This window comes from Massilia atriviolacea, assembly GCF_003953935.1.
In the GTDB taxonomy this organism is placed as follows: Bacteria; Pseudomonadota; Gammaproteobacteria; order Burkholderiales; family Burkholderiaceae_D; genus Telluria_A; species Telluria_A atriviolacea.
On record NZ_RXLQ01000002.1, the window covers coordinates 249,160 to 275,310 of the forward strand.

General features: G+C 65.0%; 21 protein-coding genes. 17 read left to right on the forward strand and 4 right to left on the reverse strand.

The genetic code is table 11. The annotated features are described in order from the left end of the window. The first annotated feature begins 4 nt into the window (after window positions 1-4). The 15 genes from pyrH (at window position 5) to EJB06_RS04270 (ending at window position 14,786) form a co-directional block, all read left to right on the forward strand. Complete coding sequence (gene pyrH, locus EJB06_RS04200) at window positions 5-721, forward strand: UMP kinase (RefSeq protein WP_054262915.1); 717 nt, start codon at window positions 5-7, stop codon at window positions 719-721. 27 nt (window positions 722-748) lie between these two features. Beyond that, window positions 749-1,309 carry a ribosome recycling factor gene (gene frr, locus EJB06_RS04205; RefSeq protein ID WP_126072733.1) on the forward strand — a complete coding sequence of 187 codons (561 nt, stop codon included), beginning with the start codon at window positions 749-751 and terminating at the stop codon, window positions 1,307-1,309. A 103-nt stretch (window positions 1,310-1,412) separates the two neighbouring features. Then, window positions 1,413-2,165 (forward strand): polyprenyl diphosphate synthase, encoded by a 753-nt coding sequence (gene uppS, locus EJB06_RS04210; protein ID WP_126072734.1) that lies wholly within the window; start codon window positions 1,413-1,415, stop codon window positions 2,163-2,165. Then, the gene (locus EJB06_RS04215) at window positions 2,165-2,998 is read left to right on the forward strand and encodes a phosphatidate cytidylyltransferase (protein ID WP_126072735.1); all 834 of its coding nucleotides are present in this window, start codon (window positions 2,165-2,167) and stop codon (window positions 2,996-2,998) included. Before uppS ends, EJB06_RS04215 begins: the two co-directional genes overlap by 1 nt. 22 nt (window positions 2,999-3,020) lie before the next feature. Beyond that, window positions 3,021-4,202, forward strand: coding sequence for a 1-deoxy-D-xylulose-5-phosphate reductoisomerase (gene ispC, locus EJB06_RS04220; RefSeq protein WP_126072736.1), 1,182 nt, complete (start codon window positions 3,021-3,023; stop codon window positions 4,200-4,202). Further along, complete coding sequence (rseP, locus tag EJB06_RS04225) at window positions 4,199-5,593, forward strand: RIP metalloprotease RseP (RefSeq protein ID WP_126072737.1); 1,395 nt, start codon at window positions 4,199-4,201, stop codon at window positions 5,591-5,593. The genes ispC and rseP overlap by 4 nt, the downstream gene beginning before the upstream one ends. Before the next feature lie 16 nt (window positions 5,594-5,609). Next, window positions 5,610-7,943: an outer membrane protein assembly factor BamA gene (gene bamA / locus EJB06_RS04230; RefSeq protein WP_126072738.1), complete on the forward strand. Its 2,334-nt coding sequence runs from the start codon at window positions 5,610-5,612 to the stop codon at window positions 7,941-7,943. A gap of 41 nt (window positions 7,944-7,984) precedes the next feature. Next, entirely contained in the window at window positions 7,985-8,500 is a 516-nt protein-coding gene (locus tag EJB06_RS04235; RefSeq protein WP_126072739.1) for an OmpH/Skp family outer membrane protein, read from the forward strand. Between the two features lie 32 nt (window positions 8,501-8,532). Continuing rightward, on the forward strand, window positions 8,533-9,582 hold the full coding sequence (lpxD, locus tag EJB06_RS04240) for a UDP-3-O-(3-hydroxymyristoyl)glucosamine N-acyltransferase (protein WP_126072740.1): 1,050 nt from the start codon (window positions 8,533-8,535) through the stop codon (window positions 9,580-9,582). Between the two features lie 7 nt (window positions 9,583-9,589). Next, window positions 9,590-10,090 carry a 3-hydroxyacyl-ACP dehydratase FabZ gene (gene fabZ / locus EJB06_RS04245; protein ID WP_126072741.1) on the forward strand — a complete coding sequence of 167 codons (501 nt, stop codon included), beginning with the start codon at window positions 9,590-9,592 and terminating at the stop codon, window positions 10,088-10,090. A gap of 1 nt (window position 10,091) precedes the next feature. Then, window positions 10,092-10,880 (forward strand): acyl-ACP--UDP-N-acetylglucosamine O-acyltransferase, encoded by a 789-nt coding sequence (lpxA, locus tag EJB06_RS04250; RefSeq protein ID WP_126072742.1) that lies wholly within the window; start codon window positions 10,092-10,094, stop codon window positions 10,878-10,880. After that, window positions 10,864-12,039 (forward strand): lipid-A-disaccharide synthase, encoded by a 1,176-nt coding sequence (gene lpxB, locus EJB06_RS04255; protein WP_267876889.1) that lies wholly within the window; start codon window positions 10,864-10,866, stop codon window positions 12,037-12,039. Before lpxA ends, lpxB begins: the two co-directional genes overlap by 17 nt. Then, window positions 12,036-12,722 carry a ribonuclease HII gene (gene rnhB, locus EJB06_RS04260; RefSeq protein ID WP_126072743.1) on the forward strand — a complete coding sequence of 229 codons (687 nt, stop codon included), beginning with the start codon at window positions 12,036-12,038 and terminating at the stop codon, window positions 12,720-12,722. Before lpxB ends, rnhB begins: the two co-directional genes overlap by 4 nt. Next, complete coding sequence (locus tag EJB06_RS04265; protein WP_126072744.1) at window positions 12,719-13,507, forward strand: TrmH family RNA methyltransferase; 789 nt, start codon at window positions 12,719-12,721, stop codon at window positions 13,505-13,507. The genes rnhB and EJB06_RS04265 overlap by 4 nt, the downstream gene beginning before the upstream one ends. Window positions 13,508-13,586: 79 nt before the next feature. Further along, window positions 13,587-14,786, forward strand: coding sequence for an EAL domain-containing response regulator (locus EJB06_RS04270; protein WP_126072745.1), 1,200 nt, complete (start codon window positions 13,587-13,589; stop codon window positions 14,784-14,786). Between the two features lie 21 nt (window positions 14,787-14,807). Here EJB06_RS04270 and EJB06_RS04275 read toward each other — a convergent pair whose 3' ends face one another. Next, complete coding sequence (locus EJB06_RS04275) at window positions 14,808-15,857, reverse strand: NAD(P)-dependent alcohol dehydrogenase (RefSeq protein ID WP_126072746.1); 1,050 nt, start codon at window positions 15,855-15,857, stop codon at window positions 14,808-14,810. Window positions 15,858-16,033: 176 nt separating this feature from the next. Between EJB06_RS04275 and EJB06_RS04280 the strand changes: the two genes are divergently transcribed. Further along, window positions 16,034-16,597 (forward strand): YybH family protein, encoded by a 564-nt coding sequence (locus EJB06_RS04280; RefSeq protein WP_126072747.1) that lies wholly within the window; start codon window positions 16,034-16,036, stop codon window positions 16,595-16,597. Between the two features lie 30 nt (window positions 16,598-16,627). On the opposite strand, the gene EJB06_RS04285 is transcribed toward EJB06_RS04280, so the two are convergent. From EJB06_RS04285 to ppsR, 3 genes are read right to left on the reverse strand one after another with little or no spacing between them, the layout of a single operon-like run. Beyond that, the gene (locus tag EJB06_RS04285) at window positions 16,628-17,020 is read right to left on the reverse strand and encodes a hypothetical protein (RefSeq protein ID WP_126072748.1); all 393 of its coding nucleotides are present in this window, start codon (window positions 17,018-17,020) and stop codon (window positions 16,628-16,630) included. Window positions 17,021-17,032: 12 nt separating this feature from the next. Next, window positions 17,033-22,684 carry a DUF3320 domain-containing protein gene (locus EJB06_RS04290; RefSeq protein WP_126072749.1) on the reverse strand — a complete coding sequence of 1,884 codons (5,652 nt, stop codon included), beginning with the start codon at window positions 22,682-22,684 and terminating at the stop codon, window positions 17,033-17,035. 3 nt (window positions 22,685-22,687) lie between these two features. Continuing rightward, window positions 22,688-23,536, reverse strand: coding sequence for a posphoenolpyruvate synthetase regulatory kinase/phosphorylase PpsR (ppsR, locus tag EJB06_RS04295; RefSeq protein WP_126072750.1), 849 nt, complete (start codon window positions 23,534-23,536; stop codon window positions 22,688-22,690). Between the two features lie 257 nt (window positions 23,537-23,793). Between ppsR and ppsA the strand changes: the two genes are divergently transcribed. After that, window positions 23,794-26,148 (forward strand): phosphoenolpyruvate synthase, encoded by a 2,355-nt coding sequence (ppsA, locus tag EJB06_RS04300; protein ID WP_229426943.1) that lies wholly within the window; start codon window positions 23,794-23,796, stop codon window positions 26,146-26,148. Window positions 26,149-26,151 lie beyond the last annotated feature (3 nt).

The following is a 26,151-nucleotide window of genomic DNA, read 5'->3' on the forward strand; positions in this document are numbered from 1 at the left end:
CCCCATGTCGAAACCAGCCTACAAACGCGTACTCCTGAAATTGTCTGGCGAAGCACTGATGGGCGATGATCCTTACGGCATCAACCGCGCCACCATCGAGCGCATGGTCGCCGATGTCGCGGAAGTAGCGAACCTGGGCGTGGAACTGGCAGTCGTCATCGGCGGTGGCAACATCTTCCGCGGTGTCGCTCCCGGCGCCCAGGGCATGGACCGCGCCACGGCCGATTACATGGGCATGCTGGCCACCGTGATGAACGCGCTGGCCCTGGCCGACGCCATGCGCCATGTCGGCATCGTCGCCCGCGTCATGTCGGCCATCGCGATCGAGCAGGTGGTCGAGCCTTACGTGCGTCCGAAAGCGCTGCAGTACCTGGAAGAAGGCAAGGTCGTCGTGTTCGCCGCCGGCACCGGCAATCCTTTCTTCACCACCGATACCGCCGCCGCCCTGCGCGGCTCGGAAATCAGCGCCGAAATCGTGCTCAAGGCCACCAAGGTCGACGGCGTCTACACCGCCGACCCGAAAAAGGACCCGAACGCCACCCGCTACGAGTCGATCACCTTCGACGAAGCCATTTCCAAGCACCTGCAGGTGATGGATGCGACCGCCTTCGCGCTGTGCCGCGACCAGAAACTGCCGATCAAGGTGTTCTCCATCGTCAAGCCGGGCGCGCTCAAACGCGTGATCATGGGCGAAGACGAAGGTACACTGGTACACGTTTAATATCATTCAGAGCTACAGGAGAGCAGCATGACTATCGCTGACGTCAAGAAAAACGCGCAAGAGCGCATGAACAAGTCGATCGACACCCTCAAGGCCGACCTGGCCAAGGTCCGCACCGGCCGCGCCCACACCGGCATCCTCGATCACATCATGGTCGAGTACTACGGTTCGCCCACCGCGCTGACCCAGGTCGCCAACGTGACCCTGGTCGACGCCCGCACCATCGGCGTGCAGCCGTTCGAAAAGAAGATGCTGAGCACGATCGAAAAAGCCATCCGCGATTCCGACCTGGGCCTCAATCCCTCGTCGCAGGGCGAGATGATCCGCGTGCCGACCCCGCCGCTGACCGAAGAACGCCGCAAGGAAATGGTCAAGCTGGTCAAGGGCGAGGCGGAAGACGCCAAGATCGCGATCCGCAACATCCGCCGCGATGCCAACGAATCGCTGAAAAAGCTGGTCAAGGACAAGGCCTGCTCGGAAGACGACGAGCGTCGCGCATCCGACGAAATCCAGAAACTGACCGACAAGTTCGTCATCGATGTCGATAAACTGGTTGCTGAAAAAGAAAAAGAAGTCCTGACAGTGTAGAGTGCAGAGGCCCGCTCAGGGGGAGCGTCAAGGCAGGGTCTGCCCACACGGAGGCGGACCCGGCGTCCGCTTCCCATGCATTTGTTCTAGATAGTCTGGATTTATGATCTATAAAAGTTCGACGACAGCAGTTCCCGAAGTGGCCCGCGTGCCGCGCCACGTTGCGATCATCATGGATGGCAACGGCCGCTGGGCCACCAAGCGTTTCCTTCCCCGCGTGGCCGGCCACGTCAAGGGCGTCGAAGCCGTGCGCGGCTGTGTCGAGGCCTGCATCCAGCGCGGCATCGAGTACCTGACCCTGTTCGCGTTTTCGTCCGAAAACTGGCGCCGCCCGGAAGAAGAAGTCTCGCTGCTGATGCGCCTGTTCGTCACCGCGCTCGAACGCGAAGTGGCGAAGATGCACGCAAACAATATCCGCCTGAAAGTGGTGGGCGATCTGTCGCGTTTCGATGCCAAGCTGCAAGAGATGATCGCCGCCGCCGAGCGCCGCACCGCCAACAACACGCGCCTGACGGTCACCATCTGCGCCAACTACGGCGGACGCTGGGATATCATGCAGGCCACCGGCAAGATGGTCGCGGCCAATCCCGGCATCAGCACTTTTTCCGAAGAGCAGCTTGCCGAACACCTGGCCATGGCCTATGCGCCCGAGCCCGACCTGTTCATCCGCACCGGCGGGGAAGAGCGCATTTCCAACTTCCTGCTGTGGCAGCTGGCCTATTCCGAGCTGTACTTCACCGATACCTACTGGCCCGATTTTTCGATCGAGTCCCTGGACGCGGCCATCGCATCCTATCAACACCGCGAGCGCCGTTTCGGGCGCACCGGCGACCAACTGGCTGAAAAGAAAAGCTGATGCTAATTACCCGGATCATCACCGCTGTCGTCCTGCTTGTCGTCCTGCTGGCGGTGCTGTTCGGCGGGTATTACCCGGCCTTCGCCGCGGTCGTGCTGGTCTTCCTCACGGCCGCCGTCACCGAAAGCTTCCAGCTGTTCAAGTCCTCGCGCAAGCAGGCCTTGCTGGTGGCCCTGTTCTGGAGCGCGGCCTTCGCCTATGCCTTCCTGTACAAGGACAACAGCGCCGTAAAATTCTGGTTCGGCCTGTCGACCCTGCTTTGGCTGTTCCGTTTCGTGCCGGCCCTGAAAACCGGCCTGCCGCCGCCCGAAGGCGGACGCAACACCATGCTGGCGACCATGTACGCGATTTCCATCGTGGCCTGCTTTGCCGCCATCGTCCTGTTCTTCAAGCATTCCGCCGTCTACCTGCTGTCGGTCATGGCCCTGGTCTGGATCGCCGACATCGGCGCCTACTTCTCCGGCAAGGCCTTCGGCAAGCGCAAGCTGGCGCCGTCGATTTCGCCGGGCAAGTCGTGGGAAGGCGCGATCGGCGGCGGCATTGCCGTGCTGGTCCTGGCCAGCCTGTCGATCCTGTTCGGCGGCCCGCTGCTGGCCGATACCTTCGCCGTCAAGCTGCAGGCCAGGCTGGGCTGGGGCGGGGCGCTGGCGGTGCTGGTGGTGCTGGTGGCCGCCAGCGTGGTGGGCGACCTGGTCGAATCGCAGCTCAAGCGCCGCGCCGGGGTGAAAGACAGCAGCAATCTGCTGCCGGGCCATGGCGGCGTGCTCGACCGCATCGATGCGCTGGTGCCGGTCCTGCCGCTGGCGGCCCTGATCCACACCGGGATGCTTTGAACGACGTTTGAAAGACCATTTTATGCAACGCATTACCATTCTAGGCGCGACCGGTTCGATCGGCGTGTCCACCCTGGACGTGCTTGCACGCCACCCTGAAAAATACCAGGTGTATGCGCTCAGCGCGCATGCCAGGGTGGACGAACTGGCCGCGCAGTGCGCGCAATTCCGTCCGGCCCGCGCCGTGGTCGGCACTGCGGAAGCCGCCGCCCGCCTCAGCGCCTTGCTGCGCGAACGCGGCCTGGCGACGCAGGTCGAACACGGCGAAGCGGCGCTGTGCTCGATCGCCGCCAGCGCCGATACCGATACCGTCATGGCCGCCATCGTCGGCGCCGCCGGCCTGGCGCCCACCCTGGCCGCAGCCCGTGCCGGCAAGAAAATTCTTCTCGCCAACAAGGAAGCGCTGGTCATGTCCGGCCAGCTGTTCATGGATGCGGTGCACGAGCACGGCGCCACCTTGTTGCCGATCGACAGCGAGCACAATGCGATTTTCCAGTCGCTGCCGCAGTCCTACGCGCGCTCGCCGGATGCGGCCGGCGTCGCCAGGATCCTGCTGACCGCTTCCGGCGGCCCGTTCCTGAAGCGCGCGGTCGAGACGCTCGAACACGTCACCCCCGAGGAAGCCTGCAAGCATCCGAACTGGTCCATGGGACGCAAGATTTCGGTCGACTCGGCCACCATGATGAACAAGGGCCTGGAAGTGATCGAGGCGCACTGGCTGTTCGGCGCGCCCGCCTCCCTGATCGAGGTGGTGATCCATCCGCAAAGCGTGATCCACTCGATGGTGTCCTACGTGGACGGCTCGGTGATCGCCGAACTGGGCAACCCCGACATGCGCACCCCGATCGCCAATGCGCTCGCTTTTCCCGAGCGCATAGAATCCGGCGTGGCCCAGCTCGACCTGACCAGCATCGGCACCCTGCAGTTCTACCAGCCGGATGTTGCGCGCTTCCCCTGCCTGGCGCTGGCCTTCGAGTCGCTCGAGGCCGGCGGCACCGCGCCGGCCCTGCTCAACGCCGCCAACGAAGTGGCGGTGCAGGCCTTCCTCGAGCGCCGCATCGGTTTCCGCGACATCGACCGCGTGATCGCGCGCGTCATGCACGAGAACGAACACCACGCCGCCACCAGCATCGGCGCCGTGATGGAGTGCGACGCCCGCGCGCGCGCCGCCGCCCAGGCCATCGTCGCAAGCCTCGCCAGATGACACTGCTTACCACCATCCTGGCGTTCCTGTGTTCGCTGGGACCGCTGATCATTTTCCACGAACTGGGCCACTACACGGTGGCGCGCCTGTGCGGCGTGAAGGTGCTGCGCTTTTCGCTCGGCTTCGGCAAGGTGATCTGGTCGCGCCGTTTCGGCGCCGACCAGACCGAGTGGGTTATTTCGATGCTGCCGCTGGGCGGCTATGTGCGCATGCTGGACGACCGCGATCCGGACACGCGCGCCAGCACCGACGCCGAGCGCGCGCGCGAATACACCCGCAAGAACGTCTGGCAGCGCATCGCCATCGTCGCCGCCGGTCCCATCGCCAACTTCCTGCTGGCGATTGCCGTCTTTGGCGGCCTGTACATGGTTGGCATGGATGAGGTCGGCACCCGCGTGCGCAGCATGGACGCCGCCACGCCCGCCTACCAGGCCGGCCTGCGCGGGGGCGACCGCGTCGTCGCCGTCAACGGCGAGCCGGTCGCCACCTACGCCGAGCTGCGCTGGGAAACCCTGAAAGCCGTGCTCGACAAGGGCGGCCTGCGTCTCGACGTGGTCCAGCCCGGCGGCGCGCGCTACAACGCCACCTTGCCGCCGGCCGCGCTGGCCGGCAAGAATGTCGAAGGCGACCTGCTCGGCGAACTCGGCATGCCGATGTACCTCACGCCCGTGTCGATCGGCAAGATTCCCGATCCTGCCGGCCCGGCCGGACGGGCCGGGATGCTGCCGGGCGACCGCGTCGTCAGCATCGACGGCAAGCCGGTGCCCGACGGTTCGGTGCTGATGAAGCTGGTCGGCCAGTCGTGCGGACGCACGCTCGCATTCGTGGTCGAACGCGCCGGCCGCAGCCTGACCCTGATGGTCACGCCGGAACTGAACAAAGCGACGAATGTCTCGCGCATCAATGCCCAGGTCATGTCGACCCCGGAAATGGTGAAGGTCACACTAGGCCTTGTCGACGCGGCCGTCGCCGGCGCCAGGACCACCTGGCAGCAAAGCGTGATGAGCCTGAAAATGATCGGCAAGATGCTGACGGGGCAGGTATCGCTGACCAATCTGACCGGCGTCGTGACGATTGCCGACTACGCCGGCAAGACCGCGCGCACCGGCCCGGTTGAATTCCTGACCTTTATCGCCGTCGTCAGCGTCAGTCTTGGGGTGATGAATCTGTTACCAATTCCGGTTCTGGACGGTGGGCTTTTGCTGTATTATTCGCTGGAAGTTTTGACCGGGCGCCCTCTGCCGGACCGGATCGTCGAGTTGGCGCAGCGCGCCGGCGTCGTGTTGTTGGTGATGCTGATGGCCCTGGCGCTCTTCAACGACGTGATGCGCCTGACACAAGCCGCGCCCACGCCTCCCGCGAATACCTATGTACGTTGTCCAAACGATTGACCATTGAATAACCCCAATGAAATTAAATTCTGAACGTTTTGCCTTGCCTTTCTTTCGTCGCAGCTTAATCGGCGCTGCCGTCCTGGCGATGTGCGCCGGACAAGCCCTCGCAGTGAATCCGTTCGTGGTCAAGGATATCCGGGTCGAGGGCATCCAGCGTACCGAAGCCGGCACCGTGTTCAGCTACCTGCCGGTGCGCGTCGGCGAAACGTTCAACGATGAGAAGAGCATCGCCGCCATCAAGGCGCTGTACGCGACCGGCTTCTTCAAGGACGTGCGCCTGGAAGAAGAAAAGGGCGTGCTGGTGGTGCTGGTCGAAGAACGGCCGGCGATCGCCACCGTCGACTTCACCGGCACCAAGGAATTCGAAAAGGATGTGCTGGTCAAGGCGCTCAAGGAAATCGGCGTCGGCGAAACCAAGATTTTCGACAAGGCCTCGGTCGACCGCGCCGAGCAGGAGCTCAAGCGCCAGTACTTGTCGCACGGCCTGTACGGCGTCAAGATCACCACCACCGTCACCCCGATCGAACGCAATCGCGTCACCGTCATGTTCAACGTGGACGAAGGCGAGGTCGCGCGCATCAAGCAGATCAGCATCGTCGGCAACAAGACCTTCTCGGACAAGGAATTGCGCGAAGTGCTGCAGCTGGGCACCTCCGGCTGGTTCACCTGGTACACCAAGGCCGACCAGTATTCCAAGACCAAGCTGACCGGCGACATCGAATCGATCAAGTCCTTCTACCTGAACCGCGGCTACCTCGAAGCGAACGTCGAATCGACCCAGGTCTCGATCACGCCCGACAAAAAAGACATCTACCTGACGATCAACATCACCGAAGGCGAGAAGTACACCGTCTCCGGCATCAAGCTCGAAGGCGAAATGTTCGGGCGCGAAGACGAGCTCAAGGAACTGGTGCGCCTGCGCGTCGGCCAGACCTATTCGGGCGACCTGCTCACCGCCAGTAACAAGCTCATTTCGGACCGCATGGGCACCTTCGGCTACGCGTTTGCCAACGTCAACGCCAATCCGGAAATCGACCGCGAAAAACGCCAGGTGGCGTTCACCTTCTTCGTCGACCCGGGCAAGCGCGCCTACGTGCGCCGCATGAACATCGCCGGCAACACCACCACGCGCGACGAAGTCATCCGCCGCGAATTCCGCCAGTTCGAAGGCTCCTGGTACGACGGCAACAAGATCAAGATGTCGCGCGACCGCGTCGACCGCCTCGGCTACTTCAAGGACGTGACCATCGACACGCCGGAAGCGCAGGGCACCTCGGACCAGGTCGACGTCAACCTGACCGTCACCGAAAAACCGACCGGCAACTTCCTGATCGGCGGCTCGTTCTCGCAGGCGGAAAAGTTCACCTTCACGGCGTCGATCCAGCAGGCCAACTTTGCCGGCAGCGGCAACACGGTCGGCATGGAGCTCAACACCAGCGACTACAGCCGCACCATCGCCTTCTCGCACACCAATCCGTACTTTACCGAAGACGGCGTGTCGCAGCAGTTCGAACTGTACCTGCGCACCCTGAACCCGCCGGCGCTGAACCAGGGCACCTACAAGGTCAAGCAGACGGGCGGGCGGGTCAGCTACGGCGTGCCGTTCTCCGAAACCGATACCGTCTACTTCGGGGTCGGCCTGGAACGCACCACCATCGAAACCGACATCACCAGCCCGACCCGCTACCAGGACTACGTGCGCCAGGTGACCGGCATCGAGAGCGGCATCGGCAGCGCCACCACCAACGCCCTGCCGTTCACCGCGGCCTGGCAGCGCGACAGCCGCGACAGCGCGATCACGCCGTCGGCCGGCCGCTACCAGCGCTTCAATCTCGAACTCGACCTGGTCGGCGACACCAAGTACTACCGCGCCATCTACAACCAGGAATGGTACCGTCCGCTGACCAACAAGATCACGCTGGCGCTGCGCGGCGAGTTCGACTACGGCCAGGGCATCAAGGGCAGCCCGTACCCGGTCTTCAAGAATTTCTACGGCGGCGGCATCGGTTCCGTGCGCGGCTACCTGAGCTCCTCGCTCGGCGTGGTCGACCGCAACGGCGATGCGGTCGGCGGCGCCAAGCGCATCATCGGCAATGCCGAGCTGCAGATGCCGTTCCCGGGCAGCGGCACCGACCGCAGCCTGCGCTGGTTCGGCTTTGCCGACGCCGGCCAGGTCTACAGCGAAGACCAGAAAATGCGCCTGAACGAACTGCGCTACTCGGCCGGCCTGGGCGTGAGCTGGATTTCGCCGGTCGGTCCGCTCAAGTTGAGTTATGCTAAGCCTTTGAACGCGAAACCTGGCGATCGCCTGGAACGCTTCCAGTTCCAGATGGGTACCGGTTTCTGATCGCATCACGCGACCGTTTCCATTTTAGATTGCGGAGAACTATGTTGAACACTGTGACTGCCTCCTGGCCCAAGCATCTTGCCCTGCTGGCTTTGTGCGCGTGCTCGCTGGCCCAGGCGCAAACCGCGCCGAGCAGGATTGGCTACGTTTTCACCGAACGCCTGATGACCGAGTCCAAGCTGGCCAAGGCCGCCGACGCCAAGATCGAAGCCGAGTTTTCCAAGCGCCAGAAGGCGATCCAGGACACGATGACGCGCTTCAAGTCGATGGAAGCGAAGTTCGATACCGACGCGCCAACCCTGGCCGAAACCGAACGCACCCGGCGTGCGCGCGAACTGCTCGACCTCGAAAAAGACTTGCAGCGCACCCAGCGCGAGTTCCGCGAAGACCTGATCCAGCGCAAGAGCGAAGAGCGCGCCAATATCGCGCAAAAGGCCTACAAGCTGATCGAGCAGATCGCCGAGCAGGAAAAGCTCGACATCGTGCTGCAGGAATCGGCCTGGACCAGCCCGCGCATCGACATCACGGACAAGATCCTGAAACAGCTCGATAAATAAATCCATAACAAATCACGAATAGGAATCAAAAGATGGGCACTCGACTAGGTGAATTGGTCGAACGCTTGGGAGGACAGCTGGTTGGCGACCCGAATACCGAGGTATCCGGGGTCGCGCCATTGGCTGACGCAGGCGTTTCGCACATCAGTTATCTGAGCAACAGCAAACTGCGGGCCCAGGCCGCGCAGAGCGGCGCGGCGGCCCTGATCGTCTCCAGCGCCGACGACGAATTCGTCGGCGCCAGCTACCCTGGCGCGCGCATCGTCGTCAAGAATCCGCACGTCTACTTCGCCTACGCCGCCCAGTACTTCGCCGCGCTCGATCCGGTCGTGGCGCCGGCCGGCATCGACCCCACCGCCAGCGTGCATCCGAGCGCCCAGGTCGACCCGAGCGCGCATATCGGCCCGCAGGTGACGATCGAAGCGGGCGCCGTCATCGGCGCCAACGCCGTCATCGACGCCGGCAGCTTCGTCGGGCGCGACGCCGTCATCGGCGAGGGCACGCACCTGTTCGCCAACGCCACCTTCCATGCGCGCTGCCAGATCGGCAAGCGCGGCATCATCCACTCGGGCGCCGTGATCGGCACCGACGGATTCGGCTTCGCCAACGAAGGCGGCGTGTACATCAAGATTCCGCAGACCGGGCGCGTGATGATCGGCGACGACGTCGACATCGGCGCCAACACCACGGTCGACCGCGGCGCCATGGCCGACACCATCATCGAAGACGGCGTCAAGCTCGACAACCTGATCCAGATCGGCCACAACTGCCACATCGGCGCGCACACCGCGATGGCCGGCTGCGTCGGCGTGGCCGGCAGCGCCACCATCGGCAAATACTGCACCTTCGGCGGCGCGGCCATGGTCTCGGGCCACATCACCATCGTCGACAAGGTGTACGTCACCGCCGGCAGCCTGGTGGCCAACTCGATCAAGGAAGCGGGCCAGTACACCGGCTTCTACCCGATCGCCAAGAACGGCGACTGGGAAAAGAACGCCGTCCTGCTGCGCAACCTGACGTCGATGCGCGAAAAGATCCGCGCGCTCGAAAAAGCCGTCAAGGCACTCACAGAACAAAAATAGAAGACATATGACCATTACCGACAACAAAGGCGTACCCGGCAAGACCCTCGACATTTGCCAGATCAAGGAATACCTGCCGCACCGCTATCCGATGCTGCTGGTGGACCGGGTGCTGGACTGGGAAGCGCACAAGTCGATCAGCGCGATCAAGAACGTCACCGCCAACGAAGAATTCTTCAACGGCCATTTCCCGCACAAGCCGGTCATGCCGGGCGTGCTGATGATCGAAGCGATGGCGCAGACCGCGGCGATCCTGTCGTTCATGTCGATCGGCGTCAAGCCGGACGAAAATTCGGTGGTCTACTTCGTCGGCATCGACAATGCGCGCTTCAAGCGCCCGGTCGGTCCCGGCGACCAGCTGCGCATGGACATCGAGATCATCCGCTGCTCGCGCGGCATCTGGAAGTACAAGGCGGTCGGCAGCGTCGACGGCGCGGTCGCCCTCGAAGCGGAACTGATGTGCACCATCCGCAGCGCGGTCGACGCGAGCCAGCCGATGGGGAACTGACATGGCCACGATCCATCCCAGCGCCATCGTCGACCCGGGCGCGCAGCTCGATTCCAGCGTCGACGTCGGCGCCTTTTCGATCATCGGCCCGCACGTGTCGATCGGCGCCGGCACGGTGGTCGGTCCGCACGTGGTCATCGAAGGCCATACCACGATCGGCAAGGACAACAGGTTCTTCCAGTTTTCCTCGATCGGCGCGCCGCCGCAAGACAAGAAGTGGAACGGCGAACCGACCCGCCTCGAGGTGGGCGACCGCAACACGGTGCGCGAATTCTGCACCTTCAACACCGGCACCGTGCAGGATGAGGGCGTGACGCGCCTGGGCAACGACAACTGGATATCGGCCTACTGCCACCTGGCGCACGACTGCCAGGTCGGCAGCAACACGATTTTCTCGAACAACGCCCAATTGGCCGGGCACGTGGAAGTGGGCGACTGGGCGATCCTGTCCGGCTTCGCCGGCGTGCACCAGTTCTGCAAGATCGGCGCGCATGCCTTCATCGGCATGTACACCAGCCTTACGCAAGACGTGCCGCCGTTCGTACTGGTCTCGGGCAATCCGGCCAGCGCCCACGGCGTCAACATCGAAGGCATGAAACGGCGCGGCTTCACCCGCCCGCAGATCGACGGCGTGCGCGCGGCCTACAAGCTGATCTACCGCTCCGGCATGACGCTCGAAGAAGCCAAGGCGGCCCTGGTCGACCAGCAGCACGCCTCGCCCGACGCCGCGCTGGACATCGGCGCCATGCTCGCTTTCCTGGGGACTGCGTCCCGTGGCATTGTCCGCTGATTCGACCAAGGGCGCGTCGATAGCCCTGGTGGCGGGCGAGGTATCGGGCGACATGCTCGCCGCGCGCCTGCTGGCCGGCCTGCGTCCGCATCTTCCCGACGCGCGCTTTCACGGCATCGGCGGCCCGCGCATGATGGAGCAGGGCTTGGTGTCCAACATCGAGATGGACCGCCTGACCGTGCGCGGCCTGTTCGAGATCATTCCCCGCTACCGCGAGATCAAGGGCATCCAGAACGCCCTGCGCGACCGCCTGCTGGCGGAGCGTCCGGACGTCTTCATCGGCGCCGACTACCCGGGCTTCAACCTCGGGCTCGAACTGCAGCTGAAACAAGCCGGGATTCCGACCGTGCACTTCGTCAGTCCGCAGATCTGGGCCTGGCGCGGCGGGCGCATCAAGAAAATCATCAAGGCCGTCTCGCACATGCTGGTGATCTTCCCGTTCGAGGAAGAGATCTACCGCAAGGCCGGCGTGCCGTGCACCTACATCGGCCATCCGCTGGCCGAAGTCATTCCGATGCAGCCCGACGTGGCGGCCGCGCGCACGGCGCTCGGCATCGCGCCCGATGCGCGCGTGATCGCGCTCATGCCCGGCAGCCGCATGGGCGAACTCAAATACCTGGCCGAGCCCTTTGTGGGCGCGGTCAAGCTGCTGGCCGCGCGCGACCCGGACCTGCGTTTCGTGGCGCCGATGGCGGGTGAGCGCCAGCGTCAGTATTTTACGGAACTGATCGCCAAAGCCGGCCTGCAGTCGGTGCGCATCGACCTGCTGGACGGGCGCTCGCACGAGGCGATTGCGGCCGCCGACGCGGTGCTGGTGGCGTCCGGCACGGCCACGCTGGAAGTGGCGCTGTTCAAGAAGCCGATGGTAATCGCCTACAAAGTCATGCGCGCTTCCTACGAGATCATGCGCCACATGGGTTACCAGCCGTGGATCGGCCTGCCGAACATCCTGTCGCGCGAATTCGTGGTGCCCGAAATCCTGCAGCACGACGTCACGCCGCACAAGCTGGCCGACGCCCTGTGGGAACAACTTAACAACGTGGCCAACCGCAAACTGCTGGTGCAGCGCTTTACCGACATGCACCACAGCCTGCTGCGCAACAGCGCGCAGGAAAGCGCGGCCGCCGTCCTGCGCGTCATCGCCGCATCCAGAACATGAGAACCAAAAAAGTCAACTTTTATCCGGGCTTGAAAAAGAACGCCTACCCGTTTACGGCGGACGATATCGTCTGCGGCGTCGACGAAGCGGGCCGCGGCCCGCTGGCCGGCCCGGTGTTCGCCGCCGCCGTGATCCTGCATCCGGACCGCCCCATCGAGGGCCTGCGCGACTCCAAGAAGCTGACCGCCGACAAGCGCGAAGCGCTGGCCCCGCAAATCAAGGAAAGCGCGCTGGCCTGGGCCATCGCCGAATGCTCGCACGAGGAAATCGACAGCATCAACATCCTGCAGGCGACCATGCTGGCCATGCGGCGCGCGGTGGAAGCATTGTCGACCATCCCGACGATTGCCCTGATCGACGGCAACCGCAGCCCGGTGATGCAGATCCGCTGCCATCCGATCATCGAAGGCGACGACAAGGTGCACGCCATTTCGGCCGCCTCGATCCTGGCCAAGACCGCGCGCGACGCCGCGCTGGTGGCGCTGCACGAACTGTATCCGCAGTACGGCTTCGACCAGCACAAGGGCTACGGCACCGCGCTGCACCTGGAGCGCCTGCGCGAGCACGGCGCCTGTCCGGTGCACCGGCGCTCGTTCGCGCCCGTGCGCGCGACCTTGCCGGTGGCGCTGGCCAACACCATCGTCGGCATGGACATGTCGTTCGACTTCGGCGAGGCCGCATGAAAACCATCACCTCGCGCGACAACCCGCTCTACAAAGACCTGAAACACCTCGCCGGCAGCTCGCAGGCGCGGCGCAAGGCCGGCCAGACGCTGCTCGACGGCGTGCACCTGTGCCAGTCGTATCTCGCGCTGCGCGGCGTGCCGCTGCACTGCATCGTCTCCGAAGGCGCGCTGGCCAATCCGGAAGTGGCCGACATCGTCATGCAGTGCGAGACGGCGCATGCCTACGTCACGGCCATGCCGGACGCGCTGTACAACGCCCTGAGCCAGGTCGAACACGGCGTCGGCCTGATGTTCCTGATCGCCACCCCGGTGCTGGCCGCGCCGGGCGTGCTCACCGCCTCGGCGGTCCTGCTCGACAACCTGCAAGACCCGGGCAATGTCGGCTCGATCCTGCGCAGCGCGGCGGCGGCCGGCATCACCCAGGTTTACTGCAGCGGCGGCACCGCCTTCTGCTGGTCGCCCAAGGTGCTGCGCGCGGCCATGGGCGCGCACTTCGTGGTCGACATCCACGAAAACGTCGACCTGGCCGCCCTGGTGAGAGCCTCCGCGATTCCGGTGCTGGCCACCAGCGGCTACGCCGAACAGCGCCTGTACGAGGTCGACCTGGCGCGCCCGGTGGCCTGGCTGCTCGGGCACGAAGGGCAGGGCGTGGCGCACGATCTGCTGGCGTTGGCAACTCATCAAGTCGTCATTCCGCACATGGGCCAGATCGAGTCGCTCAACGTGGCCGCGTGCGCAGCTGTCTGTTTTTTTGAACAGTTGAGGCAGATTCAATCAAAGTAAGGCGAAACAGTTTCTTGACAGCATAGACGACGCTGCATTCCGGGGGTAATGTCAATACTCGGACTTCAGCGGAGGTATGATGGACATCGCCCACTTGCACTTTCTGGTCGCCGACGGCGACGCAGCGCAGCGCCAGACCCTGATCGACATGCTCGGCCGCCTGGGCGCCACCCGCATCAGCGTGGCGGGCGACGGCGAGGCCGCGCTGCGCCAGATCGAAGCGCCGGCCGGACCGGCTATCGACATCGCCGTGATCGACCTGGCCCTGTCCGGGCGCGACGGACTCGAACTGATACGCGACATCACCGTGCTCAATGCCGGCACGCGCGCCATCGTCACCGGCGCCTGCCACGCCAGCCTGCTGTTTTCGGTCGAAAGCCTGGCGCTCGCGTACGGGCTGGACCTGCTGGGGACCATCCACACGCCGCTCACCGGCGCCCACCTCGAAGCGGTGCTGTCGCACTACACGCCGCCGGCAGCGTCCGTGCACGAGCGGCGCGCGCTGCCGCGTTTCAGCTTCGCGCAAGTGGGCGTGGGCCTGCAGGCGCGCCAGTTCGAGCCATTTTTCCAGCCCAAGATCGAACTGGCCAGCGGCGAAGTGAAAGGGCTGGAAGTGTTCGCGCGCTGGATGCATCCGGAGCACGGGGTGCTGGGACCGGCCACCTTCATCGACGCGCTGGAACAGAACCAGCGCATCGACTTTCTCGACTGGACCATGATCGAACGCGCGGCCGAGCATTGCCGCGCCTTCCAGGACAAGGCGCTGCCGGCGGCGATGTCGCTGAACCTGTCGGCCGACACCATCGGGCACCCGGATTTTCTGCGCCAGGTGAAAACCTGCACCGACCGGCATGGCGTGGCGCCGTCTCTGCTCACCTTCGAACTGCCCGAATCGGCGGTGCTGACCAACGATCCGAGCTTCCTGGAGCGCCTGCTGCGCCTGCGCATGATGGGTTACGGGCTGGCGGTGGACGACTACGGCACCGGGCGCTCGAACGTGCAGCAGCTGGCGCGCGTGCCGTTTTCGGAACTGAAGATCGACCGCAGCTTCGTCGACGGCGCCTCGCGCAAACGCTCGCTGGCGACGGTGCTCAGTTCCTGCCTGGGCCTGGCGCGCAGCCTTGACCGGACATCGTGCGCTGTGGGCGTGGAGACGCGCCAGGACTGGGACTTCTTGCAGGGGCTGGGCTGCACGTATGCGCAGGGCCACCATATCGCCAGGCCGATGGAGGCGGCGCGTTTTCCGGAGTGGCTGGCCGATTGGCGGCAGTTCTTCTGATGCGGTGGCTTGCCCGCGCTCTTATGCTGCCACCGACTTCATATCGATGACAAAGCGGTAGCGCACGTCGCTCTTGACGACGCGTTCGAACGCCTCGTTGATCGCCTTGATATCGATCAGCTCAATGTCCGCCGTGATATTGTGCTTGCCGCAGAAATCGAGCATTTCCTGGGTTTCCTTGATCGAGCCGATCATCGAGCCGGCCAGGGTGCGGCGCGCGCCGATCAGGTTAAAGGCGTTGACCGGCGGCGTGGCGGCGTCGGGCACGCCCACCAGGGTCATGGCACCGTCGATTTTCAGCAGGCGGATGTAGTCGTTCCAGTCGATGGCCGCGCCTACCGTATTGATGATCAGGTCGAACTGGCCGGCCAGCTTCTTGAAGGTCTCTTTTTCGCTGGTCGCGTAATAGCTGGCCGCGCCGAAGCGCAGGCCATCTTCCTGCTTCGACAGCGACTGGCTCAGCACCGTCACCTCGGCGCCCATCGCGTGCGCGATCTTGACGCCCATGTGGCCCAAGCCACCCAGGCCGATGATGGCGACTTTCTTGCCGGGACCGGCCTTCCAGTGATTCAGCGGCGAATACAGGGTGATGCCGGCGCACAGCAGCGGCGCGGCTTTGTCCAGCGGCAGGTTGTCCGGGATCGACAGCACGTAGCCTTCCTTGACCACGATGTGGTCGGAATAGCCGCCGAAGGTGGGCGTCACGCCGTCTGCCTCGACGCTGTTGTAGGTCTGGACCAGCCCCGGCATGTACTGCTCCAGGTCGACGTGGCGGGTGCCGCAGGTGGTGCAGGAATCGACGAAACAGCCGACGCCGACATGGTCGCCCACCTTGAATCTGGTGACGCCGGCGCCGACGGCGGTGACCACGCCGGCGATCTCATGGCCGGGCACCATGGGAAAGGTCGCGCCGCCCCATTCGTCGCGCGCCTGGTGGATATCCGAATGGCATACGCCGCAGAATTTGATGTCGATCGCCACATCGTCGGCGCGCGGGGCGCGGCGTTCGAAAGAGAAGGGGACCAGTTGTTCTTTGGCGGCCAATGCCGCGTAGCCTCGTGCGAGTGTCATGGTGATGATCCTGTGTGAGTGAGATGAGCGATGGCTGTCCTGCTGCACGAACAATATACGCGCTGTCGGGCGTTTCGACAGGACTGCACGCTGCGCTGGCGGCAGCGTCGTTACAATTGGTGACTTCCTGGGCTTGGCGATTCCATATACTCATCGATTTCAGGGAGATCCACACGATGAAATGCCTTCCGGCCGCCAGCGGCCTTGCCCTTGCCCTTGCCCATGCCCTTGCCCTTGCCATGTTCCTGTCCAGCGCACCGCCCGCGCACGCCGAGGCGCCCGCCGAGAGCCGGCGCCAGATCGAAAAGATCGTCGAGCAGTTCCGGGTGGCGATCGTCAACAAGGACAAGGACAGCTTCATGAAGCTGTTCCTGCGCGAGGACATCACCTGGGCGTCCGCCTACGACGACGCGAGCCTGGACCGTATCATGGCGAAGCGCACCGACAAGTCGCTGCCGCGTCCAAAAAAGAGCTTCAGCTCATCGCCGCGCAAATTCATCGAAGGCATCGCCAAGGCCGCCGAACCGCTCGAAGAAACCTTCGAAAACGTGCGCATCGACGCCGACGAGGACGTGGCGCAGGTCTGGGTCGACTACAGCTTCAAAGCGGGCAACTACCGCGAGAACTGGGGCAAGGAAGCCTGGCACATGGTGCGCACCGACGACGGCTGGAAGATCGCGTCGGTGAGCTGGTCGATGAAGCTCAATCCCGATCCACCGCCGAAGGCCGCTGCCAGATAAGCATGCATGCCTGGCTTGCGCCGGCAGGGCCTAGCGCCTGCGCCGGCGGGTATTGAGCGTATGCGCAAGCCACAGGAGCGCGGCCGGCCACAGCACGACAAGAATGCAGACGAGCAGACCACCGATCACCCCCAGCTTGTCGATCTCGATCTCCAGCATGGCGATGCCGGCCAATGCGACCGCATTGACCAGCACCAGCAGCACCGAGAAAAACAGGCGGTTGCCCTTTCCGGCGACGGCAAGGTAGATGCCTGGAATGATGGGCGCGCACCCCCACAGATAGAAACGGGGGCCGAACAGCACATGACCGAAGAAGACGGTGACCAGGGCGAACACCATCAGATTGACGTGGACGTACCACGGGAGATGGAAAGGCCGGGGGCTGGAAAGGGCCGGGCCGCTGCCCGGCTGTTCGCTTGTCATCCCGCTCACGGCCTACAGCGAGCGCGCATGGTCGGACAGCACCAGCACCGGCCCGTTTGCCACCAGCACCATCTCGCGCACCATCAGGTTCAGGCGCATCTGCACGGCGTCGCGCAGCGGTCCCTGGATCGGCTTGAAGCCGAACATCTTCAGCACGCCCTTGACGATTTCTTCCTGGCTGGCGCCGAAGTGGCGTTCCACCACCTGGACGATGGCCACCTCGATCTCTTTCGGCGGCAGCATGTCGGCGCGGCGCAGGCCCTCCGACTCGACGAAGGTGCGGTCGCGCGGCGTCACCGGGCTGCCCGGCTTCCACACAAAGCCGTTTAGGCGCGCTACCAGGCCCTGGGCCACGGCCGCGTCGACCGCACGCTCGGTGGCCGCCGCCATGCGCGGGCCGACCCGCTGCAAGCCCCAGGTCGTGCGCAGGCGGACCACGATTTCGTCCAGGTGCACCGGTCCTTCGATGTAGACGATCTGTTCGACCAGGTCGACCAGCACCTCCAGCGGCGCGTCGTGCAGTTCGTAGTCGCCCGCCGGCTTGACCAAGGTCGCTTCGACGTAGCGGTTGCGCCGCTGCGGCGCTTCCTCGACCGGGTTGATCGCCACGTCGGTGACGATCTCGCGTTCGATGCGCACGCCTTGCGGCGCTGGCAGCTGGTGTTGCTTCTTGCTTTCTTCGGCGCGCAGGTCGAGCGTCTTGCGCGCTTCGTTGATGGCGGCGATGGTGCGCGCCAGCTGCTCCTGCGGACGCTGGAACCAGTCGGTGCTCCAGATCCGGTGGATGATCCAGCCGTGATCTTCCAGCACCGCCTGGCGCAGGCGGTCGCGGTCGCGCGCGGAACTCGAGGAGTGATACGCCGCGCCGTCGCATTCGATCCCCAGCAGGTAGCGCCCCGGACGGTCCGGGTCGGGAATCGCCAGGTCGATGAAGAAGCCGGCGATGCCGACCTGCGGATGGACGTCGAAGCCGCGTTCGGCCAGCGCGTTCGCCACCTCGACTTCGAACAGGCTGTCGTAATCGCGCCGGCTGCGCAGCGCCATGCCGAGCTGCCCGGTGCGCGCGTAGCGCAGGAACAGCTTGAAGGCCTGCACGCCCTTGCCCTTGCCGCGTTCGAGGTCGATGTCGTCGTCGGTGATCGAGGCGAACACCTCGCAGCGGCGCTTGGCGCGGCTGATCAGCACATTCAGGCGCCGCTCGCCGCCGTCCGCGCTCAGCGGACCGAAACGCATGTTAACGGCGCCGTCGGCGTTGCGCCCGTAGCCGACCGAAATGAGGATCACATCGCGCTCGTCGCCCTGCACGTTTTCGAGGTTCTTGATGAAAAACGGCTCGCTCGGATGCGACTGGAAAAAGCCCTCGGCGCGCTGGTCGGCGCGGCGCAGGACCTCCAGCTGGTCTTCGATGGCCTTGCGCTGCGCTACCGAGAAGCAGGCCACGCCCAGCGAATGCTGGGGCGACAGCTGCGCGTGGCGCATGATGGCGTCGGCCACCGCTTTTGCTTCGGGCACGTTGGTGCCGGTGTTGCCGCTGTCGAAAACGCCGTCCGCCACGTGCGTGAACGACAGGCCCATGCCCGCTTCCTGCGTGTAGGGACTGGGCACGATGAACAGCTTGTTCTCGTAGAACTGGCTGTTCGACACCGCGATCAGCGACTGGTGGCGGCTGCGGTAGTGCCAGCGCAGCATGCGTTGCGGCAGGCCGCGCGCGGTGAACAGGCCGAGGATGCTCTCGATGTCGGAGACCTGCGCTTCGCCGCCGTCGGTTTCTTCTTCGGTGGCGTTGTCGTCGGTGAGCTTGGCGAAGAAGCGGGTCGGCGGCAACTGGCGTTCGTCGCCCACCACCACCACCTGGCGGCAGCGCGCGATGGCGCCGAGCGCGTCGACCGGCTGGATCTGGCTCGCCTCGTCCATCACCAGCAAGTCGAAGGTGAGCTGGCCGGGCGGCAGGAACTGCGCCACCGACAAGGGGCTCATCATCAGCACCGGCTTGATCGCCTGGATCGCCGGCGCCGCCTTGAGCATCAACTGGCGGATCGGCATGTGGCCGCGCCGGCGCGCCATTTCGCCACGCAGCACGCCGAGCGGGCCGATGGCGCCGCCGCCCTGCGGAATGCGCTGGAAGTGGGCGCGCGCCACTTCGATGCCGGCGGCGGCGATACGCTGGCGGTCCAGGTCCACGAACTGGCGCACCTCGCTGTCGTGCACTTGGCCGTCGAAACTGGCCAGGGCCGGTTCGGCGCGCACCTGCGAGGCGTACAGCGCCTCGAAATAACTCATGTTGAACGACGCCGGCGCCGCGGCGGCCGTCAGGCGCCCGCTTTCCATCTCGTCGACGAAGCGCGCCATGCCCATTAAACGGGCAACGCCGCTGCGCTCGCGCCAGGTGACCCAGCGCGACAACTGCTCGGCGTGCGCGATCCATTCGCCGAAGCGCACCAGCAGGTCGGCAATCGGCACCTGCGCCGCGCTGTCGGTGCCGAACAGCGACTGGGCGTCGGCGCACAGGGTTTCGAACAGGGCCACCAGTTCATTGTTCCAGGCGATGTAGCCTTGCTCCAGCGCGTACGCGCGCTGCAAGGGCAGGGCGCGGTCGTCGTGCCGGGCCACCATGGCCGGCAGCGCGGGATTGGCGTTGATCCATTGCGCCGCCCCGATCAGGAAGTGCCAGTCCGAGGCCGCGCCTTGCCAGTGCGCCCCAAAAGCCTGTTCGCCCAGCACGCGCGCGCCGTCGATGCTGGCGGCGATGCGCTGCGCCGTGATCAGCGCGTCCAGCACCGGCAGCAGGTCCGACAGGCGCGCCGGCCGGAACGCCAGCGCGCTGCGCACCGTGCCCAGGGCGCTGTCGATGGCGGCGACAAAGGTGCCCACCTCCGCCAGGTTGGCGTGTTCCACCGTCAGGATGTCGGGGAACATGTGGCGGATCGCCGCGCCGCAGTCGTTCCAGCAGTCGCGCAGCAGGGTCAGGGTGTTGTCGAGCGAGCGCTGGACGTGGTCCACGCGCACGCCCAGGGCAGGACGGTCGGCCACGCTGGCGGCGATCAGGCGCGGCTCCGGGCCCATGCCGCGCAGGGTGCGCATCCATGCCACCAGGGCGCGCAGCGGCACCGGCGAGGAGCGCTCGGCGCGCCAGTCGGCGCCGAAGGCGGTGCGTCCCAGCTGCTCGTTCTCGCGCAGGAAGCGCATGGTTTTCTGGGCCGCCGACAGACGGTCCAGGATGTCGATCTGGGCGGGCAGCTCGATGTCGGGATTGCGCAGCACCGACTTGATCAGGCCACTGGCGCGGCGCCAGTCGTCGCGCAGGAAGCGCAGCATGCTGTTGCCGTGGATCGCCAGCACCTGGCGCACCCCGGCCAGGTCGAGGTTCCAGGCTTCGTCGAGGACCTTGTCGTTTAGGTAGTTGCGGGCTTCGTGCAGCGAGGCCACCGCCTCGGCCAGGTCGGCGGCCTGCTCGATGCCGTGGTCCCACACGCTGGCCGACAGCACCTCGGCGCTGACGTCCGGCGCGCAGGCGATGCGCTGGCCCAGCACCAGGGCCTTGCCGATGTCGGACAGGGTGCCGGTGCGGGCGGCCGCGCCCAGGTGCTGGCGCAGGCGTTCGGTGTCCTGCAGGAGCGTCGGCAGCTGCGCCGCCAGCCGCGCCAGGCGGCCGAAGGCCTCGTCGCTCATCCCGGCCGGCAGGGGCCGCAGCGCGTGGCGCGCCGGCTTTAGGTCGAGGCGCCAGGCGTCGGGCGAGATTTTCCCTTCCAAAAAGCCGACCAGCTGCGCGTACTGCGCGCCCTGTTCCACCAGGTTGGTCATCTCTTCGCGCTGGCTAATCCATACCGGCGAGGCCAGGGCCTGGCGCGACAGGCGCGGCGCGTTGGCGACGCGGTGCGCCATGTCGGCGATGCGGGCAAAGTCGTCGCAGCTGTCGGGCGGCCCCATGTCCATCGCGGCGGCGAGGGCGGTCTGGCTGGCCGCCAGTTCCGACAGGCCGCTGCTGGCGCGCGCGATGCGCTGCGACAGGCGCTCCATCTCGGTGGGCGAAATATTCGTCATGCGCACTCCGCGCCACGGGTGCTGCGAGGGCAGGCCCATCTCGCCCAGGCGCAGCGCCAGTTCGCTCACCAGCTGGTAGCGCTGCGCGCGTTCGTCGGGCGTCCAGGTGTCCGGATGGTCGAAGGGGGCATCGAGCGGGGCGACGCGCTGGCGCTGCAGTTCGGCGATGTGGCCGATCACCTGGTACGGCGTCAGGCGCGCCACCGGGTGCTCGGCGTGCATGCGGTCCGCATGGCCGTTGAGGGTGTCGCGCGCCAGTTGCAGGCGGGCGTTGAGGGTGGGCGGCAGGTCGCCGCGCGGCGCGCCCAGGTCGGCGGTGCGGCGCAGTTCTTCCAGCAGCACGCGCTTGTTGGCCTTGTTGCTGTGCAGTTCGAGGCAGGCGTCGCCCACGCCGGCGTGGTCGAGGCGGCGCTTGACCACGTCCAGCGCGGCCATTTTTTCGGCCACGAACAGCACGCTCTTGCCGTCGGCGACGGCCGAGGCGATGATGTTGGCGATGGTCTGCGACTTGCCGGTGCCGGGCGGGCCCTGGATCACCAGGTTGCGCCCGCTGCGCACATCGTGCACGGCCAGCGCCTGCGAGCTGTCGCAGTCGACGATGTGCAGCAGGTCGGCGGGCGGGATGACGGCGTCGATCGGGGTGCCGTCGGGGATCATGGGCGCGCCGCCGGCAAAGCCGTCCGACAGCAGGCCGCGCATCAGCGGCTGGCCGAGCAGGCCTTGCTGCACCGGCCAGACCGAGGGGTCGAGGTCGCGGTACATCAGGAATTTGGCGAACGAGAAGAAGCCGAGCACCACGTCGTCGGCGATCACCTTCCAGTTTTCCTTGGACGCGATGGCGTGCGACACGGCGCTGATGTAGGCGGCCGGATTGAAGTCGTCGCCTCCTTCGAAGGCGGGCAGGGTGATGCCGTGCACGCGCGAGAGGAAGGCTTCGAGCGAGAGGTTGGCCGACAGTTCTTCCTGGCGCCAGCGCAGCTTGAACTGCTCGGCCGCGTTGCCGCGCTGGAGGCTGACCGGGATCAGGACCAGCGGCGCGTAGCGGATATTCCTGGCGTTGGCCGGGTCGATCCATTTCAGGGTGCCGAGCGTGAGGTACAGGATGTTCACGCCCTGTTCTTCTTCCAGGGTGCGGGCGTCGTTGCACAGGTCGAGCAGGCGCTTTTGCAGCCCCTTGGAAGTGAGCTTGGTCTGCAGCTTGGTGTCGTTATGGCGCAGCATGACGCCGTGTTCGTCGACGGCGTCGTCGGGCTGGGCCAGTTCGTCGAGCGTGCCGGCGTCTTCGGCCACCTGGGCCGCCGTGGCCTGGTAGGCCGCGCTGTGGCCGGGCAAGAAGGTGAGCGAGCGGTTTTCCGTGACCAGCATGCGGAAGATGTCGCCGGCGCGCTCGTCGATCACGTCGATGATGCGGGTCGACTTGGCCGAACGCGGAATGTTCAGCAGCCGGTTGCGCGCCGACAGGTCGAGCAGCTCCATGCGCGCGCGTTCGAGCTTGTCGTGCGCGCTCAGGTTGCCGTCGAGGAACTCGGAGATTTTTTCCGGCGCGGCCTCCGGCGCAGGTGCAGCCGCGCTCCCGGCGCTGTATTTGGCCAGGTCGATCTTCTTGCTTTCAGCTTCACTCATGAATTAATACTCGCGCCGATCCGGTTTGATTTCCTGCAAAATGGTGGTGGCGATTTCCTCGATGGACTTGGTGGTCGACGACAGCCAGCGGATGCCTTCGCGCTTCATCATCAGCTCGGCCTCGTTGACTTCGTAGCGGCAATTCTCGATCGAGGCGTACTTGCTGCCGGCGCGCCGCTCATGGCGGATTTCCGACAGGCGCTCGGGCGTGATCGACAGCCCGAAGATCTTGTCGCGGAACGGCGGCAGCGAGGAGGGCAGCTTGCCGCGCTCGAAGTCGTCCGGAATCAGCGGATAGTTGGCCGCCTTGATGCCGTACTGCATCGCGAGGTACAGGCTGGTCGGCGTCTTGCCCGAGCGCGATACGCCGACCAGGATCACGTCGGCCGCCGACAGGTTCTTGTGCGACTGGCCATCGTCGTGCGCCAGCGAAAAATTGATCGCCTCGATGCGGTTCTTGTACTCCTGGCTGTCGACAATATTGTGCGAGCGCCCGATGGTGTGGGTCGACTTGACGCCCAACTCTTGTTCCAGCGGTGCAACAAAAGTCTGGATCAAGTCCATGTGCATGCCGCGCGACTGGCGGATGACGTTCGACAGGTCGGGCTTGACCAGGGTGGAGAACACGATCGGACGCTGGCCGTCGGTGGTGAGCGCCTCGTTGATCTTGCGCGCCGCGTCGTAGGCCTTGTCGAGCGTATCGATGAAGGGCAAGCGCACCTGGCGAAAGCGCATTTCGAACTGGGTGAGGACGGCGTGGCCGAAGGTCTCTGCCGTAATGCCTGTGCCGTCGGAAACGAAAAACACCGTGCGGGCGGAGGTGGGCAGGGGTGGGCGTGGTTCTGTGGTCATATTTGTCGTGTCGGCTTCCTGTGCTGCCAATGTTTCAAGTTGTGCGCTGTAAATTCGCGGCGCAGGCTGTAAAATGCTCTGCAACGCATCAATTGTGCGGCACGGCCCCAAGAATAACAAGAAAACATAGTCAGTCCCGCCCTGCGAACAGATTTCTACTATCAGTAAGGGTGTTTGTTATGACCAACTTGTCTACCGCAGCATTGAAGGAACCGGATCGCACCGGAGTGTACGTCGCATCGTTCGACCAATTGCGCATGACGGATGTGGAATCCGTCGGCGGCAAGAACGCCTCGCTGGGCGAAATGATCAGCCAACTGGCCGGCGCCGGCGTGCGCGTGCCGGGCGGCTTTGCCACCACGGCCGACGCCTTCCGCGACTTCCTGGCGCATGGCATCGACGGCGGACCGTCGCTGGGCGAGCGCATCGCGACCCGCCTCGAAGGCCTGAACATCGACGACGTGCGCTCGCTCGCCGCCGCCGGCGCCGAGATCCGCAAATGGATCGTCGAAACGCCGTTCCAGGCCCGCCTGGAAGAAGAAATCCGCACTTTCTATGCACGCCTGGTGGCCGATTCGGAAGTCGAAATGTCGTTCGCCGTGCGTTCCTCGGCTACCGCCGAAGACTTGCCGGATGCGTCCTTCGCCGGCCAGCAGGAGAGCTTCCTGAACGTGGTCGGCATCGACAACGTGCTCGAAGCGATGAAGCACGTGTTCGCGTCGCTGTACAACGACCGCGCCATTTCCTACCGCGTGCACAAGGGCTTCACGCACGCCGAAGTGGCCCTGTCGGCCGGCGTGCAGCGCATGGTGCGTTCCGACCTGGGCGCGGCCGGCGTGATGTTTACCATCGATACCGAGTCCGGCTTCAAGGACGTGGTGTTCGTCACCTCCAGCTACGGCCTGGGCGAGACGGTGGTGCAGGGCGCGGTCAATCCCGACGAATTCTATGTGCATAAACCGATGCTGGAGCAGGGCAAGTCGCCCGTCATCCGCCGCAATATCGGCTCCAAGCTGCTGAAGATGGAATTTACCAGCGAGGCCAAGGCCGGCCGCTCGGTCAAGACCGTCGACGTGCCGATCGAAATGCGCAACCGCTATTCGCTTAACGATGCCGAAGTGGTGGAACTGGCCAAGTACGCCGTCATCATCGAAAACCACTACGGCCGTCCGATGGACATCGAGTGGGGCAAGGATGGCCGCGACGGCAAGCTGTACATCCTGCAGGCGCGTCCCGAGACCGTCAAATCGCAGCAGAAGTCGACCGACGCCCAGCAGCGATTCAAGCTCAAGGGCAGCGGCACGGTGCTGGCGCAAGGCCGCGCCATCGGCCAGAAGATCGGCGCGGGCCGCGTGCGTGTGATTCACGATCCGTCCGAAATGGAACGCGTGCAGCCGGGCGACGTGCTGGTGGCCGACATGACCGATCCTAACTGGGAACCGGTGATGAAGCGCGCTTCCGCCATCGTCACCAACCGCGGCGGGCGTACCTGCCACGCGGCGATCATCGCGCGCGAACTGGGCGTGCCGGCCGTCGTCGGCTGCGGCGACGCCACCGAAACGCTGAAAGACGGCATGCTGGTGACCGTGTCCTGCGCCGAAGGCGACGAGGGCATGATCTACGACGGCCTGCTGGAAACGGAAGTGTCCGAAGTGGCGCGCGGCGCACTGCCGCCGATCGCCACCAAGATCATGATGAACGTCGGGAACCCGCAGCTGGCCTTCGACTTCCAGTCGATCCCGAACGGCGGCGTCGGCCTGGCGCGCCTGGAATTCATCATCAATAACAATATCGGCGTGCACCCGAAGGCGATCCTCGAGTATCCGAACATCGACGCGGACCTGAAAAAAGCGGTGGAGTCGGTCGCGCGCGGCCACGCTTCGCCGAAGGCCTTCTACGTCGACAAGCTGGCCGAAGGGATTGCGACGATTGCCGCCGCGTTCTGGCCGAAGCCGGTCATCGTGCGCCTGTCCGACTTCAAGTCGAACGAGTACAAGAAGCTGATCGGCGGTTCGCGCTACGAGCCGGACGAAGAAAACCCGATGCTGGGCTTCCGGGGCGCCGCGCGCTACCTGTCGCCGGACTTCGCCGAGTCCTTCGAGATGGAATGCGCCGCCATGAAGCGCGTGCGCAACGACATGGGCCTGACCAACGTCGAGATCATGGTGCCGTTCGTGCGCACCCTCGGCCAGGCCGAGAAAGTCGTCAACCTGCTGGCCCGGAATGGCTTGAAGCGCGGCGAAAACGGCCTGCGCCTGATCATGATGTGCGAAGTGCCGTCGAATGCGATCCTGGCCAAGGAGTTCCTGGAGCACTTCGACGGCTTCTCGATCGGATCCAACGACCTGACCCAGCTGACCCTGGGCCTGGACCGCGATTCGGGCATGGCGCTGCTGGCGGCCGACTTCGACGAGCGCGATCCGGCGGTCAAGGCGCTGCTGTCGCTGGCGATCAAGGCCTGCCGCGACCAGGGCAAGTACATCGGCATCTGCGGCCAGGGGCCGTCGGACCATCCGGATTTCGCGGCATGGCTGATGGGCCAGGGCATCGAGTCGATGTCCCTCAATCCCGATTCGGTGATCGATACCTGGCAGAAGCTGGCCGCGCTGTAATCC

Excerpts from the sequence above, each read along its gene's own strand:
- pyrH (WP_054262915.1), top strand. The coding sequence starts at position 5 with ATGTCGAAACCAGCCTACAAACGCGTACTCCTGAAATTGTCTGGCGAA.
- frr (WP_126072733.1), top strand. The coding sequence starts at position 749 with ATGACTATCGCTGACGTCAAGAAAAACGCGCAAGAGCGCATGAACAAG.
- uppS (WP_126072734.1), top strand. The coding sequence starts at position 1,413 with ATGATCTATAAAAGTTCGACGACAGCAGTTCCCGAAGTGGCCCGCGTG.
- EJB06_RS04215 (WP_126072735.1), top strand. The coding sequence starts at position 2,165 with ATGCTAATTACCCGGATCATCACCGCTGTCGTCCTGCTTGTCGTCCTG.
- ispC (WP_126072736.1), top strand. The coding sequence starts at position 3,021 with ATGCAACGCATTACCATTCTAGGCGCGACCGGTTCGATCGGCGTGTCC.
- rseP (WP_126072737.1), top strand. The coding sequence starts at position 4,199 with ATGACACTGCTTACCACCATCCTGGCGTTCCTGTGTTCGCTGGGACCG.
- bamA (WP_126072738.1), top strand. The coding sequence starts at position 5,610 with ATGAAATTAAATTCTGAACGTTTTGCCTTGCCTTTCTTTCGTCGCAGC.
- EJB06_RS04235 (WP_126072739.1), top strand. The coding sequence starts at position 7,985 with ATGTTGAACACTGTGACTGCCTCCTGGCCCAAGCATCTTGCCCTGCTG.
- lpxD (WP_126072740.1), top strand. The coding sequence starts at position 8,533 with ATGGGCACTCGACTAGGTGAATTGGTCGAACGCTTGGGAGGACAGCTG.
- fabZ (WP_126072741.1), top strand. The coding sequence starts at position 9,590 with ATGACCATTACCGACAACAAAGGCGTACCCGGCAAGACCCTCGACATT.
- lpxA (WP_126072742.1), top strand. The coding sequence starts at position 10,092 with ATGGCCACGATCCATCCCAGCGCCATCGTCGACCCGGGCGCGCAGCTC.
- rnhB (WP_126072743.1), top strand. The coding sequence starts at position 12,036 with ATGAGAACCAAAAAAGTCAACTTTTATCCGGGCTTGAAAAAGAACGCC.
- EJB06_RS04265 (WP_126072744.1), top strand. The coding sequence starts at position 12,719 with ATGAAAACCATCACCTCGCGCGACAACCCGCTCTACAAAGACCTGAAA.
- EJB06_RS04270 (WP_126072745.1), top strand. The coding sequence starts at position 13,587 with ATGGACATCGCCCACTTGCACTTTCTGGTCGCCGACGGCGACGCAGCG.
- EJB06_RS04275 (WP_126072746.1), bottom strand. The coding sequence starts at position 15,857 with ATGACACTCGCACGAGGCTACGCGGCATTGGCCGCCAAAGAACAACTG.
- EJB06_RS04280 (WP_126072747.1), top strand. The coding sequence starts at position 16,034 with ATGAAATGCCTTCCGGCCGCCAGCGGCCTTGCCCTTGCCCTTGCCCAT.
- EJB06_RS04285 (WP_126072748.1), bottom strand. The coding sequence starts at position 17,020 with ATGACAAGCGAACAGCCGGGCAGCGGCCCGGCCCTTTCCAGCCCCCGG.
- EJB06_RS04290 (WP_126072749.1), bottom strand. The coding sequence starts at position 22,684 with ATGAGTGAAGCTGAAAGCAAGAAGATCGACCTGGCCAAATACAGCGCC.
- ppsR (WP_126072750.1), bottom strand. The coding sequence starts at position 23,536 with ATGACCACAGAACCACGCCCACCCCTGCCCACCTCCGCCCGCACGGTG.
- ppsA (WP_229426943.1), top strand. The coding sequence starts at position 23,794 with ATGACGGATGTGGAATCCGTCGGCGGCAAGAACGCCTCGCTGGGCGAA.